Raw genomic sequence first — 15777 nt, forward strand, 5'->3', positions numbered from 1 at the left:
TCACCAGTGTTTGAACCAGCAATTCTCGTGCTCGAAGACGGCACCCGCTACACCGGGCGCGCCTACGGAGCACAGGGCACCACCTTTGGAGAGGCCGTCTTCGCCACCGGCATGACCGGCTACCAAGAGACCCTCACCGACCCGTCGTACGCAGGGCAGATCGTCATTCAGACGGCGCCGCAGATCGGCAACACCGGCGTGAACGACGAAGACAACGAGTCGCGTCGCATCTGGGTCGCCGGCTATGCCGTTCGCGAGCCCAGTCGCATCGTGTCGAACTGGCGCGCCACCTCGAGCCTGGACGACGAGCTGGAGCGCCAGGGGATCATCGGCATCTCGCACATCGACACCCGTGCGCTGACCCGTCACCTGCGAGACAAAGGCGCGATGCGCGCCGGCATCTTCTCGGGAGACGCCGCCGCACTGTCGCCGGACGAGCAGCTGAAGCAGGTGCTCGCCTCGCCGCACATGGCCGGGCAGAACCTGTCGGCCCAGGTGACCACGCCCGAGGCCTATGTCGAGCCGGCGGTCGGCCAGTCGCACGGCAACATCGCGATCATCGACCTCGGTGTCAAACGTGCGACAGTGCGCAAGCTCGCCGCACAGGGCTTCGACGTGCATGTGCTGCCCTACACGGCGACCTTCGAAGACATCCAGCGGCTCGAGCCGGTCGGCGTCTTCTTCTCGAACGGACCAGGCGACCCCGCGGCCAGCGACGACGTCATCGAGACGCTGCGAGAGGTGCTGGGTCATCGCATCCCCTTCTTCGGCATCTGCTTCGGCAACCAGCTGCTCGGCCGCGCGCTCGGTCTCGGCACGTACAAGCTGCCGTTCGGCCACCGCGGTATCAACCAGCCGGTGCTCGACAAGGCCACAGGTCGCGTCGAGATCACCGCGCAGAACCACGGCTTCGCGGTGCAGGCCGACACCGAGGGCGTCATCGACTCGCCCGAGGGCTTCGGCCGCGTCGAGGTCAGCCACATCGGCCTGAACGATCAGGTCGTCGAAGGGCTGCGCTGCCTCGACATCCCCGCGTTCTCGGTGCAGTACCACCCCGAGGCCACCGCCGGCCCGCACGATGCGAGCTACCTCTTCGATCGCTTCCGCGAGCTGGTGCTCAGCGGGCAGGGCGCAGCCACAGATGTTCAGGCCTCGGGCCTGGAAGGAGACGACAAGTAATGCCACGCAGAACAGACATCAACAGTGTGCTCGTCATCGGTTCGGGCCCGATCGTCATCGGCCAGGCCTGCGAGTTCGACTACTCCGGCACCCAGGCCTGCCGTGTGCTGCGCTCCGAGGGCATCCGCGTCATCCTGGTGAACTCGAACCCGGCCACGATCATGACCGATCCTGACTTCGCCGACGCGACCTATATCGAGCCGATCACCACCGAGGTGCTCGAGACCGTCATCGCGAAAGAGAAGCCCGACGCGATTCTGCCCACGCTGGGCGGCCAGACGGCGCTCAACGCGGCCATCCAGCTCGACAAGGCCGGCATCCTCGAGAAGTACGACGTCGAGCTGATCGGCGCCAAGGTCGACGCCATCGAACGCGGCGAGAACCGCGAGATCTTCAAAGAGCTCGTGGTCGAGTGCGGCGCCGACGTGGCTCGTTCGCACATCTGCCACACGCTCGAAGACTGCCTCGAGGCGGTCGAAGACCTGCACTACCCGGTCGTCGTGCGCCCCTCGTTCACCATGGGCGGGCTCGGCTCGGGCTTCGCCTACGACGAAGACGACCTGCGTCGCATCGCCGGGGCCGGGCTCGACTACTCGCCGACGGCCGAGGTGCTGCTCGAAGAGTCGATTCTGGGCTGGAAGGAATACGAGCTCGAGCTGATGCGCGACAACGCCGACAACACGGTGGTCGTCTGCTCGATCGAGAACTTCGACCCGGTCGGCGTGCACACCGGAGACTCGATCACGGTCGCCCCGTCGCTGACGCTCACCGACGTCGAGTACCAGAAGATGCGCGACATCGGCATCGACATCATCCGCGCCGTGGGCGTGGACACCGGAGGCTGCAACATCCAGTTCGCGATCAACCCCGAGACCGGGCGCATCATCGTCATCGAGATGAACCCCCGCGTGTCGCGGTCGTCGGCGCTGGCCTCGAAGGCGACCGGCTTCCCGATCGCCAAGATCGCGGCCAAGCTGGCCATCGGCTACCGCCTCGACGAGATTCCCAACGACATCACGCAGGTGACGCCGGCGAGCTTCGAGCCGACGCTCGACTACGTCGTCGTCAAGGTGCCGCGCTTCGCGTTCGAGAAGTTCCCCGCCGCCGACGACACGCTCACCACGACGATGAAATCGGTCGGCGAGGCCATGGCCATCGGCCGCACCTTCACACAGGCACTGCAGAAGGCGCTGCGCTCGGTCGAGAAGAAGGGATCGACCTTCCACTGGGGCGAGCTGCCGACCGACGCCGAGGGCAGGCCCAGCACTGCCGAAGAGCTGCTGCGCATCGCCAAGCGCCCGACCGACGGCCGCATCGTCACTCTGCAGCAGGCGATGCGCGCCGGCGCGTCGATCGAGCAGGCGCACGAGGCGACCGGCATCGACCCCTGGTACCTCGACCAGATCCAGCACATCAACGAGACCGCAGACTGGATCGCCGAAGCGGTCGAGCTCGACGCGCACGTGCTGCGCATCGCCAAGGAAGAGGGCTTCAGCGACGTGCAGATCGCGCAGCTGCGCGGTCTGACCGAGCAGCAGGTGCGCGACGCCCGGCATGGCTTCGGGCTGCGCCCCGTGTACAAGACGGTCGACACCTGCGCCGGTGAGTTCCCCGCGCGCACGCCGTACCACTACTCGACCTACGAGCAGGAGACCGAAGTCGCCAAGTCGGGCAAGAAGCGCATCGTGATTCTCGGCTCGGGCCCGAACCGCATCGGTCAGGGCGTCGAGTTCGACTTCTCATGCGTGCACGCCTCGTTCGCACTCCACGACGCGGGCTACGAGACCATCATGGTCAACTGCAACCCGGAGACCGTGTCGACCGACTACGATACCTCTGATCGTCTGTACTTCGAGCCGCTCACACTCGAAGACGTGCTCGAGGTCATCCACGCCGAAAGCGAGGCCGGCGAACTCGTCGGCGTGATCGTGCAGCTCGGCGGGCAGACCCCGCTGGGTCTGGCGAAGGGGCTGAAGGCCGCGGGCGTGCCGATTCTCGGCACCACTCCCGAGGCCATCGACCTGGCAGAGGAGCGCGGCCTGTTCGCCGAGATCCTCGAACAGGCGAACCTGCTGGCGCCGCGCAACGGCATCGCGACCAACGTCGACGAAGCCCTCTCAGTGGCCGAGCACATCGGCTTTCCCGTGCTCGTGCGCCCGTCGTTCGTGCTCGGCGGCCGCGGCATGGAGATCGTCTACGACCGTGAGTCGATCATCGACTACTTCGAGCGCATCGGAGATCAGGCGCTGGTCAGCGCCGAGAACCCGCTGCTCGTCGACCGCTTCCTGGACGACGCGGTCGAACTCGACGTCGATGCGCTGTACGACGGCGAGGAGCTCTTCATCGGCGGCATCATGGAGCACATCGAGGAGGCCGGCATCCACTCCGGCGACTCGAGCTGCTCGCTGCCCGCGGTCAGCCTCGGCGAGTCGCACCTGCGCGCCGTGCGTCAGGCGACCCTGGGCATCGCCAAGGGCATCGGCGTCGACGGGCTGCTGAACGTGCAGTATGCGATCGCGGCAGGCGTGCTCTACGTCATCGAGGCGAACCCCCGTGCCAGCCGCACGGTGCCGTTCGTGTCGAAGGCATTGGGGCTGCCCCTGGCGAAGGCCGCCAGCCTCATCATGGCCGGACAGTCGATCGCAGACCTGCGCGAGCAGGGGGTGCTGCCCGAGCAGGACAGCACCTTCGTGCCCGCCTCGTCGCCGATCTCGGTGAAAGAGGCCGTGCTGCCCTTCAACCGCTTCACCACGCCTGAGGGCAAGGTCGTCGACTCGCTGCTCGGCCCCGAGATGCGTTCGACGGGCGAGGTCATGGGCATCGACTGGAACTTCCCGGTCGCCTTCGCCAAGGCCGAGACCGCGAGCAACGGCCCGCTGCCGCGCCGCGGCACCGTGTTCGTCTCGGTCGCCGACGACGACAAGCGCAACGTCGTTCTGCCGGTGCTGCGTCTGCAGACCATGGGGTACGACATCGTCGCGACCGCTGGCACTCTGCAGGTGCTGCGCCGCAACGGCATCGAGGCGTCGCTCGTGCACAAGCTGAACGACGCGCAGGAGGACATCGTCGACCTGATCACCGCGGGCAGGATCGCCTTGGTGATCAACACGCCTGAGGGGCGCACGGGACGCACCGACGGGTACGAGATTCGTGCCGCGGCGACCGCACACGGCGTGCCGGTGTTCACCACGATCGCCGCGCTCAATGCGCTGGTGACCTCGCTCGAGGTCGTCGACGGGCCGTTCGAGGTGCACTCGCTGCAGGAGTTCGACCAGCTGCGCACCGAGGCCGCAGCACAGTGACCGAGTCAGACCTGCCGGTCGCCGGTCGGCGTCCCTTCGGCGCACGGCTCGCCGAGACCATCACGCGTCTCGGCGGGCTGTGCGTGGGCATCGACCCGCACCCCGCGCTCATCGAGCAGTGGGGATTCGTCGACAACGCGGCCTCGCTCGAACGCTTCGGCCTGACTGTGGTGGAGGCCGCCGCCGGCCGTGTCGGCATCGTCAAGCCGCAGGTCGCGCTCTTCGAACGCTTCGGGTCGAGCGGCATCGCTGCGCTGGAACGTGTGATCGCTGCAGCCAGGACGGCCGGGCTGCTGGTGATCGCAGACGCCAAGCGCGGCGACATCGGCTCGACCAATGCGGGCTATGCGTCGGCATGGCTGGCTGCCGAGGCGCCGCTGGCGAGCGATGCGCTCACCATCTCGCCGTACTTAGGCGTGGACGCTCTGACGCCGTTGGTCGATTTGGCCCGCACTGAGGGGGCAGGGCTGTTCGTTCTCGCAGCGACGAGCAATCCCGAGGCCGAGGCGCTGCAGTCGGCGACGGTGATCGCAGAAGAGCGCACGGTCGCCGAGTCGGTGGCGGATGCCGTGGCCGGCTGGAACGCGACCGACGTCGCCGCCGCTGCTGAGCTCGGCTCGTTCGGCATCGTCTTCGGCGCGACGCACGCTCCGGTGTCACGCGGGCTCGACATCCGTGAGACTCCGACGACGCTGCCGCTGCTCGTGCCCGGGTTCGGGGCGCAGGGCGCGCAGCTCAGCCAGCTCGACACGCTGTTTCCCGGCGCTCGCCATCGCGTCGTCGCAAACGTCTCGCGGTCGGTGCTGCGCGGCGGTTCCGAGGGGCTGGCCGACCGCATCGCCGAGGCTGTGGGAGAATTGCAGGCATGACCACCGCTGCAGAAACCGAGATCACCCCTGCGCGACTGACGGTGCTCGCCGGCCCCACCGCCGTCGGCAAGGGCACCGTCGCCGCCTACATTCGCGAGCACTGCCCGCAGGTGTGCCTGTCGGTGTCGGCGACCACGCGCAAGCCACGGCCGGGCGAGATCGACGGGGTGCACTACTACTTCGTCGACGACGCCGAGTTCGATCGCATGATCGCGCAGCACGAGTTGCTCGAATACGCCACAGTGCACAACTCGTACCGCTACGGCACCCCCGAGGCCCCCGTGCGCAAAGCGCTCGCCGAAGGCCGACCCGTGCTGCTCGAGATCGATCTGCAGGGTGCACGCCAAGTGCGTCGCAACGCGCCTGACGCCCGCCTCGTCTTTCTTTCGCCTCCGTCGTGGGACGAACTGGTGCGACGCCTCGTCGGGCGCGGCACCGAGACCGCCGAAGAGCAGCGGCGCAGACTTGAGACCGCAAAGGTCGAACTCGACGCACGAAGCGAGTTCGATGACGAAGTTGTGAACGACTCCGTGGCACGCGCCGCGAACGAAGTCGTACACTTGATGGGAATTCATCCCCAGAAGGAGACCCGCTGAATATGGCAAACACGTACGAAGGCATCATCAACCCGCCCATCGACGAGCTGCTGAAGCGCGTCGACTCGAAGTTCGGGCTGGTGATCTTCGCCTCGAAGCGGGCGCGCCAGATCAACGACTACTACTCAGATCTGCATGACGGCAGCCTGTTCAACAACGTCGGCCCGCTGGTCGACGCGAACGTCGAAGACGAGTCGCTCTCGATCGCCCTGCGCGAGATCGCCGAAGACAAGCTCGAGCTCACCAAGATCGACCCGGCCGAAGAGGCTGCAGCCAAGCAGGCCGCCCTCGACGCAGCGGCCGCAGACGCGGTCGCCGGTGAGGCGCTCGACAGCACCGCTGACTCCGCTGATTCGGCTGCCGCCGACACCACCGCGAACTAACCACCGTGCGCATCCTCTTCGGCGTGGCCGGCGGCATCGCCGCGTACAAGGCCGTGCAGGCTGTTCGTCTGCTGGTGAAGGCCGGCCATGACGTGCACGTCGTGCCGACTGCGAACGCGCTGCGCTTCGTCGGACTGCCGACGTGGGAGGCCATCTCGCGCAACCCGGTCTCGACCGAGCTGTTCGACGAGGTGTCGCGGGTGCGTCACGTCTCGATCGGCGAGCAGGCCGATCTCGTCGTGGTCGCCCCGGCGACGGCCGACCTCATCGCACGCGCCGTGCAGGGCCAGGCGGACGACCTGCTCACCTCGTCGCTGCTGGTCGCCGAGGCGCCGGTCATCTTCGTTCCGGCCATGCACTCGCAAATGTGGCGGCATCCGGCGACGCAGGCCAACATCCAGTCTCTGCGCGACCGGGGAGTGAGCATTCTCGGGCCAGACGTCGGTCAGCTCACGGGCGACGATCAGGGCATCGGCCGCATGGTCGAGCCCGAGATCATCGCCGAGGCCGTCGAACGCAGTCTGCGCCCCAAAGACCTGGTCGGCCGAACGATCGTGATCAGCGCCGGCGGCACCCGAGAGCGCGTCGATCCGGTGCGGTTTCTGGGCAACGACTCGTCGGGCAAGCAGGGCGTGGCCATCGCCGAAGAGGCTCTCGCCCGCGGGGCCGAGGTCATCATCGTGGCCGGGCACCTCGACGTGCACACCCCGCGCGGGGCCGAGGTCATCAAGGCGCGCTACACCGAGTCGATGCGGCAGGCGATCGAGTCGCTCGCCGACGAGGCCGACTGCATTATCATGGCCGCCGCCATCGCCGACTACCGACCTGCAGACCCGGCCAGCGCGAAGCTGAAGAAAGCGCAGGAGGGCAGCGAGCTGAACCTGCGGCTGATCGCCAATCCCGACATCCTCAGTGAGATCTCGCACCGCTCGGGGCGCAGCAACCTGATCGTCGGCTTCGCCGCAGAGACTGCGTCGGGCGAGAGGCTGCTCGAGCTGGGCCGGGCCAAGATCGCGCGCAAGGGCTGCGATCTGCTGGTGGTCAACGAGGTCGGCGAGGGCAAGACCTTCGGCTTCGACGACACCGACGTGACCATTCTCGACGCCAAGGGGCAGATCGTCGCCGAGGTGAACGGCCCCAAGCGCGAGGTCGCCGAGGTGCTGATGAATCAGGTCGCCCTGTCGATCTGACGCGCGGCGACACACACTGGCGTTCTGCGACCGGGTGTCGCACACTGGTTGCGGTGTGCTCGATCCTGGTGACGGAGTCGCCTGGCGTCGCAGCCTCGACGCTGCAGCGATGATGAGCAATCTGACGGCGACGATCGGCCGCGTCTGCGCGCGCACGAGCGAGCGCACGAGAACCTGAGCAAGACGAACGAATGTAGAGGACGACGCATGAGTGAGAGTGAACTGCGACTGATCAGCAGTGAGTCGGTCACAGAGGGACACCCCGACAAGGTCTGCGACCAGGTCTCAGACGCGATTCTCGACGCCCTGCTCGAAGTCGACGATCAGTCGCTGACGGCCGTCGAGACGGTGGCGACCCGCGGGCTCGTGCACGTCGTCGGCGAGATCAAGACCGAGGGGTACGTCGAGATTCCACAGATCGTTCGCGACGTCATCACCGGCATCGGCTACACCTCGAGCGACGTGGGCTTCGACGGTCGCAGCTGCGGCGTCTCGCTGTCGATCGGGCAGCAGTCGCAGGAGATTCGCGACGGCGTGCTCACCTCGTACGAGGTGCGCGAGCTCGGCTCGACCGACCCGTTCGATCGCCAGGGCGCCGGCGACCAGGGCATCATGTTCGGCTATGCGACCGACGAGACCCCCGAGTTCATGCCGGCGCCGATCGCCATGGCGCACAAGCTCACCCGTCGGCTGGCCGAGCTGCGGCACAGCGGCGAGCTGCCCTGGCTGCGCCCGGACGGCAAGGCCCAGGTCACGCTCGGCTATGAAGGCGCCGTACCGCGCACGGTGGATGCCGTGGTCGTCTCGACGCAGCATGATCCCGATCGCACGACCGCTGAGATCCACGAGGCCGTGCGTCGTCATGTGATCGACCCGGTGCTCGCAGACAGCGGGCTGGACGCCGCGGGCATGACGGCGTACATCAACCCGTCCGGCAGCTTCGTCGAGGGCGGCCCGGGTTCTGACGCCGGGCTCACCGGCCGCAAGATCATCGTCGACACGTATGGGGGAGCGGCTCACCACGGCGGGGGCGCCTTCAGCGGCAAAGACCCGTCGAAGGTCGATCGCTCCGCCGCGTACGCCCTGCGCCACGCTGCGAAGAACGCGGTCGCGGCGGGGCTAGCGAAGCGCCTTGAGATCCAGGTGGCCTACGCGATCGGCAAGGCGCGTCCGGTGGGACTCTACGCCGACTCGTTTGGCACGGGCACGCTCGGCAGCGATCGGCGCATCGCCGATGCGCTGCTCGAGGTGTTCGACCTGCGCCCTGAGGCGATTCTCGAAAACCTCGAACTGCGTCAGCCCGTCTACCAGCGCACGGCCGCCTACGGGCACTTCGGTCGTGACGAGCCCGGGTTCACTTGGGAGCGTCTCGACAAGGTCGATCAGCTGCGCGAGGCCGCCGGTCTCTGAACAGGAACACTCCTGCCTGAAGAGCACCACGTGCTCGCCCCGGATGACGGCGAGGTCGTGTCTGTAGGGTCGGGTAGTGTGACAGCATGACCTCAGACGCGACGCCCCGCATCGCGCACGTCTGCATCGACTCGCCGCTTCCGCATCTCGATCGCGACTTCGAGTACGCCGTTCCCGACGATCTCGTCGATCGCATTCGCGTCGGCAGCCGGGTCAAAGTGCCGTTCGGCCATCGTCGGCAGCTCGACGGATGGGTGACGTCGCTCAGTGCCAGCGCCTCCTATGACGGGCAGCTGCAGCCGATTCGCAAAGTGGTCGGCAGCGTTCCGCCGCTCGACCCCGCGATTTGGTCGCTCACCCGTGCGGTGGCCGACCGGCAGGCGGGCACCGCAGCCGATGTGCTGCGACTCGCACTGCCGGCACGTCATGCCAGAGCCGAACGCACGTGGATGACGAAGCATCCCGAGGCCGCCGCACGCCTCACCGGTGAGCCTCGGCCGGGCTCAGACGTCGACTCCGACGACGAGACCGAGCCCGGCGCAGCCGGCGAACGCGTCGCCGAAGACACACCCGGCACCGCACCGTCGACAGCCGATCCTGTGGCCTCGTGGGAGCATCCCCGAGTGCATCAGCAGCCGCATGTGGGCTGCGACCTCATCTCGAACAACCGCGTGGTCTCTGCCTGGGTCACCGATGTGGTCGGCCTGGTTCGCGAAGCGCTCGCGCGGGGAGAGTCGACGATCGTCGCGGTTCCCGACCAGCGCGACGTCGTTCAGGCGCACGGCGCGCTCGTCGAACGGTTTCCCGACGAGACCGTCGCAAGGCTCGACGGAGCCGTCGATGACGACACCCGGTATCGGTCGTTTCTCGATGTGCTCGGCGGGGTCGCACGCATCGTCGTCGCCACGCGCGCCGCAGCCTACGCGCCAGCCCAGCACCTCGGGCAGCTGATCGTCGTCGACGACGGCGACCCCTCGTATCTCGAGCCGCACGCCCCGTACGCGCATCTGCGCGACGTGGCCCTGATCCGACAGCAGCAGAGCGGGTGCCGTTTGGTGTTCCTCTCTTCGTCGCGGTCGGTCGCGGTGCAGCGTCTCGTCGATATCGGCTATGTCGAACCGGGCGTGCCGGTGGTGCATCCGCGTGTGATTCCCGCTGCCGCGATCTGGGGAGACGACCCCATGCTGCAGCTCGCGCGCATCCCGCAGATCGCCTATACGATCGCGCGCCGGGCCCTGGCCAGCGGGCCGGTGCTCGTGCAGGTGGCCCGTGCCGGCTACCAGCGCGAAGTCACCACAGACGAAGGCACTCGGCAGCTGGCCGGCGCCGGGCGCACGGCCGACGAACTCGGTCGGGCGTTCAGCGAGGTGCCGGTGATCGTGGCCACGGCCGAGCAGCCTCGCGAGCAGGTGAGCGCGAGCCCGGCGCTCGTCGTGGCCACCGCAGGCAGCGAACCGCGGTGCCCGAGCGGGTACGGAGCCGTGCTGCTGCTCGACGCGCTCTCCATCGTCTCGCGCGAGGGGCTGACGGCCAGCGAAGACGCCATGCGGCACTGGTTCGCCGCGGCTGCACTGGCACGATCCGACGCCACGGTCGTGCTCACCGGCGTGCAGGGCAGACTCGCCGATGCCCTGGTGCAGTGGGATGCCGCGCAGTTCGCCCACGACGAGCTGGCTCAGCGCGTCGCGCTGGGGTTTCCGCCGGCCGTGCGCTTCTTCTCGATCTCGACGGCCCAGGGCGGCACACAGGAGGCGCTCGACGACGCGCAGCTGCCCGAGAGCGTCGAAGTCATTCAGACCCAGCTGCTGCCCAGCGAGCCTGGCGAGGGCGAGCCCACGCTCGAAGAGGTGACGCTGCTGCGGGTGCCGTACTCGGTCGGTGCCGCCACGGCACGGGCGCTGAAGGCGGCAGTGGTGCGCGCCACCACCGGTCCGGTGCGCCGACAGCGTCGCCTGCGGGTGCACGCCGACGACGTACGCATGCTGCAGACGAGCTGATCAGACCGTCGCGGTGGCCGACGGGCGCCAGACCGGTACCATGGGGTGTGCACACACGATGCGCGGCCAGCGCAAATCTGTGACCGGCCGTCGTCGTCCAACATCGCTGCTTCGCGCAGCGTGAAAGGTTGCGATCATGGCCATTCGGTACACCCTTCCCACCACTGAGATTCTGCAGGAGCTCGCCGGTGAGCGCCCGGCGTCAGTGACGGTCTACGTCGACGCTCAGCCGACGGTGACGGAGCGCGAACGTGCGCAGACCGCCGTGAAGAGCCTGTTCGACGAAGCCGTATCGCAGCTGAAAGTGGCCGGTGAGCCGCAGAGCGTCATCGACGCGATTCAGACGCGTCGTGACGAAGTACTCGCTGAGAACGACGTCTGGGCAGATCTCGCACGGTCGCTCGCCATCTTCGTCTCACCAGACTTCAGCGACGTCTTCGTGCTGCCCAGCCGCATCGACGACGCGGTCTTCGTGAGCAATCGGTTCGCCGTCGGCCCGCTGCTGCGTGCGGTCAGCCAGCTGCAGGAGGCCTATGCTCTGACCCTCTCGGCCAAGGGCTGGTCGCTCTGGCATGCGACTCCTGAGAGCCGGGCCGAGAAGGTCGTGCCCGAGGGCGACTGGCCGGCCGATGCCGAAGAGGCGAACGGCAGTCCAGACCTCGACGGGGGCAAAGACCGGGCGAGCCGCCCGAGCAAGATCGAGAACCATCGCTCGCTCTACTATGCGGCGTATGCACGCGAGGTGGCTCGTGCCACCGCTGCCGAGCTCCAGCGTGCAGATCCGAAAGGTCGGGTGCCGCTGGTGGTCTTCGCCGTGAGCCCGCTGGCCGAGATGTTTCCGCAGCACTTCGCGGCGAGCGACAGCACCGCACGCGACGTCACCGTGATCGAGCAGGCGGCAGACCATCTGCAGGCCGCCGCCGTCGACGAGCGCATCCGCCACTTTCTCTCCCGCTACAACATCGAGACCGTCGATGCGGCGCTGCGCAGCCTCGGCGAGAGCGACGGGTCACGCGTCGAGCGCGACCTCGCCGCCGTGGGTTGCGCCGCAGCACAGGGCGCGATCGATACGCTCTACTATGACATCACCAGCCACGTGCACGGCAACTACGACGGTGAGACCGGCACGCTGGCTCTGGACGAGGGCTCTGACGACGTGCTCGGAGAGATCGCGCTGACCGTGCTGCGTCTCGGCGGAAAGGTCGTGGCCGTGCGCGGAGCCGTGCTCGACCAGGACTACTGGACGGGGCCGGTCGTCGCGCTGCGCCGCTTCCCGGCCTGACCGACGAGCATCGACCGCGGCACGGGCGTCTGCGGTCAGCTCGCCGACGCGCATCCGCTGCGCGCATGACCCGATGCGCACCGCGCCACGTACACTGGTGCGGTGCGCATCATCTTTGCCGGAACCCCTGAGATCGCAGCCACCGTGCTGCGCCGAATCATCGACTCGCCCCATGAGATCGCCGCCGTGGTCACCCGCCCGGACGCCCCGTTGGGGCGCCGCCGCCGTCTGACGCCGAGCCCTGTGGCCGCGCTGGCAGAGGCCGAGGGTCTGCCCGTCGTCCGTGCCACCCGCATCACCGCCGAGGCGCTCGACGAGATCCGTGAGACCGCCGGTCCGGTCGACCTCGGGGTCGTCGTCGCCTACGGCGCGATTCTGCCTGACGACCTGCTCGACCTGCCGGCGCACGGCTGGATCAACCTGCACGTCTCGCTGCTGCCGCGCTGGCGCGGCGCCGCCCCCGTGCAGCGGGCGATCGCAGCGGGGGATGCCCCGCTCGGCTTCTCGGTCATCGGCGTGACGAGCGAACTCGACGCCGGCGACGTCTACGAGCAGCAGACGGTAGCGGGTCTCGACGACGCGACAGCCGGCGAGGTGCTGCGGCGCATGGGCGTCGAGGGTGCAGAGAGCGTCGTGGCCGTGGCGGATGCCCTGGCCGCCGGCACCGCGCATCCTGTCGCACAGAAAGGCGAAGTGACCGTGGCCGCCAAGCTCGATCGGGAGTTCGGCCGCCTGAGCTGGACGCAGCCTGTCGCTCAGGTGTTCGACCGCTGGCGCGCAGCGACGCCCGAGCCGGGAGCGTGGACGACCCTCGACGGCGACACCTGCAAGGTCCTGCGTCTGGGACGACTTGATCCGGCGGCCCAGACGCCGTCGCTTCAGCCGGCCGGCAGCGTCGTGCTGTGGCAGCGCCGTGTGCTCGTGGCGGCAGCCGACGGCTGGCTCGAACTGCTCGAGGTGCAGCCCGCCGGCAGGCGCGGCATGGCTGCCCGTGACTGGGCCAACGGTCTGCGCCAGCAGGGCGCCGCGGCCGACCAGCCTCTGGCGGTGTTCGCATGAGCCGGAATGATCGCCGATCAGACCGGCCTCAGGGCCGCCGACACGATTCCGACCGCAATGAGCGTGGCGGCGACCGCCCGCAGCGGCGTCGAGCCGACCCGCGTCGGCTCGCGCTCGGCGTGCTCGAAGAGGTCGATGCCAACGACGCCTATGCGAACCTGCTGCTGCCGGCCCGCCTGGCAGACAGCGGCCTCGAACCGCGAGACCGCGGCTTCGTCACCGAACTCGTCTACGGCACCCTGCGCTGGCGAGCGCTCTACGACGAGCTGATCAGCCGCGCCGCACGTCGCGACGCGAGCGAACTCGACCGACGCGTGCGCGACATCCTGCGTCTCGGCGCACATCAGGCGCTGCACATGCGGGTGCCCGGGCATGCCGCGGTCAATGAGACGGTGTCGCTGGCGAAGCGCACACGCGAGGCGAAGGCTGCGGGCCTGATCAACGCCGTCATGCGTCGGCTCACCGAGCGCAGCCTCGACGAGTGGGTGAGCGTGCTGCAGGCCGAACTGCCTGCCGACCGGTACCTCAGCGTGCGCTGGTCGCATCCCGAGTGGATCGTGCGCGCCCTGCGCAAGTCGCTGGCCGCCGACGGACGCGACGGAGACCTCGAAGCGTTGCTGGCCGCCGACAACGCCGCACCGGCCGTCAACCTCGTCGCGCTGCCGAGCGTCGCCGACCGCGCTGACATTCCAGGCACCACGGCGAGCCCGTTGTCGCCGTTCGGCGCAGTGCTCGAACACGGCGATCCGATCGAGCTGTGTCGACGCGGCGTGCGAGTGCAGGACGTCGGCTCTCAGCTGGCGGCCCTCGCGCTCGCGGCCGCACCCGACGGCGGCGAGCGGCCCGGCGTATCTGCCGACGACGAGGGCGAGCGATGGCTCGACCTGTGCGCCGGCCCCGGCGGCAAGACCGCGCTGCTCGCCGCGCTCGCCGCCCGGCACGAGCCGCAGGCCGCGCTGCGCGCCAACGAACCGGTGCCGCACCGCGCCGATCTGGTGCGGCGGGCGCTGGAGGAGTCCGGGTTCGGCGCCGTCACCGTCGACCAGCACGACGGCGCCACCGAGCTCGAACGGGTGTCGGGGCAGTGGCATCGGCTGCTGATCGACGCGCCGTGCACCGGGTTGGGGGCGCTGCGTCGCCGGCCGGAGTCTCGCTGGCGCAAGCAGCCGACGGATCTGCGCGACCTGACCGCCCTGCAGCAGCGGCTGCTCGACGCAGCCGTCGCATCGGCGCGACCCGGGGCGCTGATCGCCTATGTCACCTGTTCGCCGCACCTGGCTGAGACGCGTCGACAGATCGACGCGCTGCTGGCGCGGCAGCCGGGAGCGCTGGATGTGCTCGACACTGCGGGCATGCTCGTCGACGCTGACGCCGGGCTCGGCCCCGGTGCAGCGCCCGGTCTCGGAGCGAGTGACAGACCGCTGGTCGGCTCAGGTGCTCCAGGGCTGCAGCTCTGGCCGCATGTGCACGCGAGCGACGGCATGTTCGTCTCGGTGCTGAGGAGGCGCTGATGGCTCCGCACAGCTCGCCAGAGACGGCGACGGGCCCCATCGCGCTGCCCGAAGGCGTCGACGGCTCGAAGCGGTTGTCGCGACAGCCGCGACGCAGCGGCCTGATGCTCGGCATCGGCACCTATCTGATCTGGGGATCGCTGCCGCTCTACTTCGTGCTGATGTCGCCGACCGGGCCGTTCGAGCTTGTAGCCGCACGCGTCGTCTTCTCTGCCGTGTTCTGCGCGCTGCTCGTGACCGCGACCCGACAGTGGCGTCAGCTCATCGCACTGTTTCGTGACGCGCGTGTGCTGCTGACGCTCACCGCAGCCGCGCTGCTGATCTATGCGAACTGGCAGCTGTATGTGATTGCGGTGACCACCGAGCACGTGCTCGAGGCCTCGCTCGGCTACTTCATCAACCCGATCGTGACGATTCTGCTCGCGGTGTTCGTCCAGCACGACCGTCTCGGCAGGATGCAGTGGATCGCCGTCGCGCTGAGCGCGGTCGCCGTGGTCGTGCTGGTGGCGGCCTATGGGCAGATGCCCTGGATCGGGCTCGGACTGGCGTTCAGCTTCGGCTTCTACGGGCTGATCAAGTCGAAGGTCGGCGAGCGCGTCGACGCGATCAGCGGCCTCACGATCGAGACCACGCTGCTGCTGCCGGTCGCCGTGGTCGTGCTGCTGCTGGTCGAGTTCGTCGGAACAGGTCTCACCTTCGGGCGCACCGGCCTGGGCCATTCGCTGCTGCTGGCCTCGGCCGGTGTGGTCACGGCGGTTCCGCTGATCACCTTCGCGGCGGCATCGCGCCGACTGCCGCTCAGCTGGATCGGCTTTCTGCAGTATCTGGGCCCGACGCTGCAGTTCGTCATCGGCGTCACCGTGCTGCACGAGCCCATGCCGGCGAGTCGCCTGATCGGCTTCATGCTGATCTGGGCGTCGATCGTGCTGCTCATCATCGACGGTCTCATGCAGGGCCGCAGGCATCGCATTGCTAGACTCAGAGCCCGTGCCTGACAGA

At 68.5% G+C, this 15777-nt stretch carries 10 protein-coding genes and 2 pseudogenes; all 12 read left to right on the plus strand.

Annotation, left to right across the window (positions count from 1 at the left end; translation table 11 throughout):
• Nucleotides 1-6: 6 nt before the first annotated feature.
• The 12 genes and pseudogenes from carA (at nt 7) to rarD (ending at nt 15773) form a co-directional block, all read left to right on the plus strand.
• Nucleotides 7-1179, plus strand: a complete 1173-nt coding sequence (carA, locus tag F8O09_RS01005) for a glutamine-hydrolyzing carbamoyl-phosphate synthase small subunit (protein ID WP_158038076.1) — start codon at nt 7-9, stop codon at nt 1177-1179.
• On the plus strand, nt 1179-4481 hold the full coding sequence (gene carB / locus F8O09_RS01010) for a carbamoyl-phosphate synthase large subunit (RefSeq protein ID WP_158038075.1): 3303 nt from the start codon (nt 1179-1181) through the stop codon (nt 4479-4481). Before carA ends, carB begins: the two co-directional genes overlap by 1 nt.
• Nucleotides 4478-5350, plus strand: coding sequence for an orotidine-5'-phosphate decarboxylase (pyrF, locus tag F8O09_RS01015; protein ID WP_225732793.1), 873 nt, complete (start codon nt 4478-4480; stop codon nt 5348-5350). The genes carB and pyrF overlap by 4 nt, the downstream gene beginning before the upstream one ends.
• A gap of 32 nt (nt 5351-5382) precedes the next feature.
• Nucleotides 5383-5946, plus strand: a pseudogene (gene gmk / locus F8O09_RS01020) (guanylate kinase); the annotation flags it as partial.
• Nucleotides 5947-5948: 2 nt separating this feature from the next.
• Nucleotides 5949-6200, plus strand: a pseudogene (rpoZ, locus tag F8O09_RS01025) (DNA-directed RNA polymerase subunit omega); the annotation flags it as partial.
• A 134-nt stretch (nt 6201-6334) separates the two neighbouring features.
• On the plus strand, nt 6335-7519 hold the full coding sequence (coaBC, locus tag F8O09_RS01030) for a bifunctional phosphopantothenoylcysteine decarboxylase/phosphopantothenate--cysteine ligase CoaBC (RefSeq protein WP_158053643.1): 1185 nt from the start codon (nt 6335-6337) through the stop codon (nt 7517-7519).
• 207 nt (nt 7520-7726) lie between these two features.
• Nucleotides 7727-8929 (plus strand): methionine adenosyltransferase, encoded by a 1203-nt coding sequence (metK, locus tag F8O09_RS01035; protein WP_158031566.1) that lies wholly within the window; start codon nt 7727-7729, stop codon nt 8927-8929.
• A gap of 86 nt (nt 8930-9015) precedes the next feature.
• The gene (locus F8O09_RS01040; protein WP_158053644.1) at nt 9016-10926 is read left to right on the plus strand and encodes a hypothetical protein; all 1911 of its coding nucleotides are present in this window, start codon (nt 9016-9018) and stop codon (nt 10924-10926) included.
• Nucleotides 10927-11062: 136 nt separating this feature from the next.
• Nucleotides 11063-12208: a hypothetical protein gene (locus F8O09_RS01045; RefSeq protein ID WP_158053645.1), complete on the plus strand. Its 1146-nt coding sequence runs from the start codon at nt 11063-11065 to the stop codon at nt 12206-12208.
• 102 nt (nt 12209-12310) lie between these two features.
• Entirely contained in the window at nt 12311-13267 is a 957-nt protein-coding gene (fmt, locus tag F8O09_RS01050) for a methionyl-tRNA formyltransferase (RefSeq protein ID WP_158053646.1), read from the plus strand.
• On the plus strand, nt 13264-14778 hold the full coding sequence (locus tag F8O09_RS01055; protein WP_158053647.1) for a transcription antitermination factor NusB: 1515 nt from the start codon (nt 13264-13266) through the stop codon (nt 14776-14778). The genes fmt and F8O09_RS01055 overlap by 4 nt, the downstream gene beginning before the upstream one ends.
• The gene (gene rarD, locus F8O09_RS01060) at nt 14778-15773 is read left to right on the plus strand and encodes an EamA family transporter RarD (RefSeq protein WP_225732794.1); all 996 of its coding nucleotides are present in this window, start codon (nt 14778-14780) and stop codon (nt 15771-15773) included. The genes F8O09_RS01055 and rarD overlap by 1 nt, the downstream gene beginning before the upstream one ends.
• Nucleotides 15774-15777: the final 4 nt, after the last annotated feature.

The sequence above is a fragment of the Pseudoclavibacter sp. CFCC 11306 genome, assembly GCF_008831235.1.
GTDB lineage: Bacteria > Actinomycetota > Actinomycetes > Actinomycetales > Microbacteriaceae > Pseudoclavibacter_A.

Bases quoted from the DNA above. Each gene is read 5' to 3' on its own strand.
- F8O09_RS01040 (WP_158053644.1), top strand. From the start codon at position 9,016: ATGACCTCAGACGCGACGCCCCGCATCGCGCACGTCTGCATCGACTCG.
- F8O09_RS01055 (WP_158053647.1), top strand. From the start codon at position 13,264: ATGAGCCGGAATGATCGCCGATCAGACCGGCCTCAGGGCCGCCGACAC.
- F8O09_RS01045 (WP_158053645.1), top strand. From the start codon at position 11,063: ATGGCCATTCGGTACACCCTTCCCACCACTGAGATTCTGCAGGAGCTC.
- rarD (WP_225732794.1), top strand. From the start codon at position 14,778: ATGGCTCCGCACAGCTCGCCAGAGACGGCGACGGGCCCCATCGCGCTG.
- carB (WP_158038075.1), top strand. From the start codon at position 1,179: ATGCCACGCAGAACAGACATCAACAGTGTGCTCGTCATCGGTTCGGGC.
- metK (WP_158031566.1), top strand. From the start codon at position 7,727: ATGAGTGAGAGTGAACTGCGACTGATCAGCAGTGAGTCGGTCACAGAG.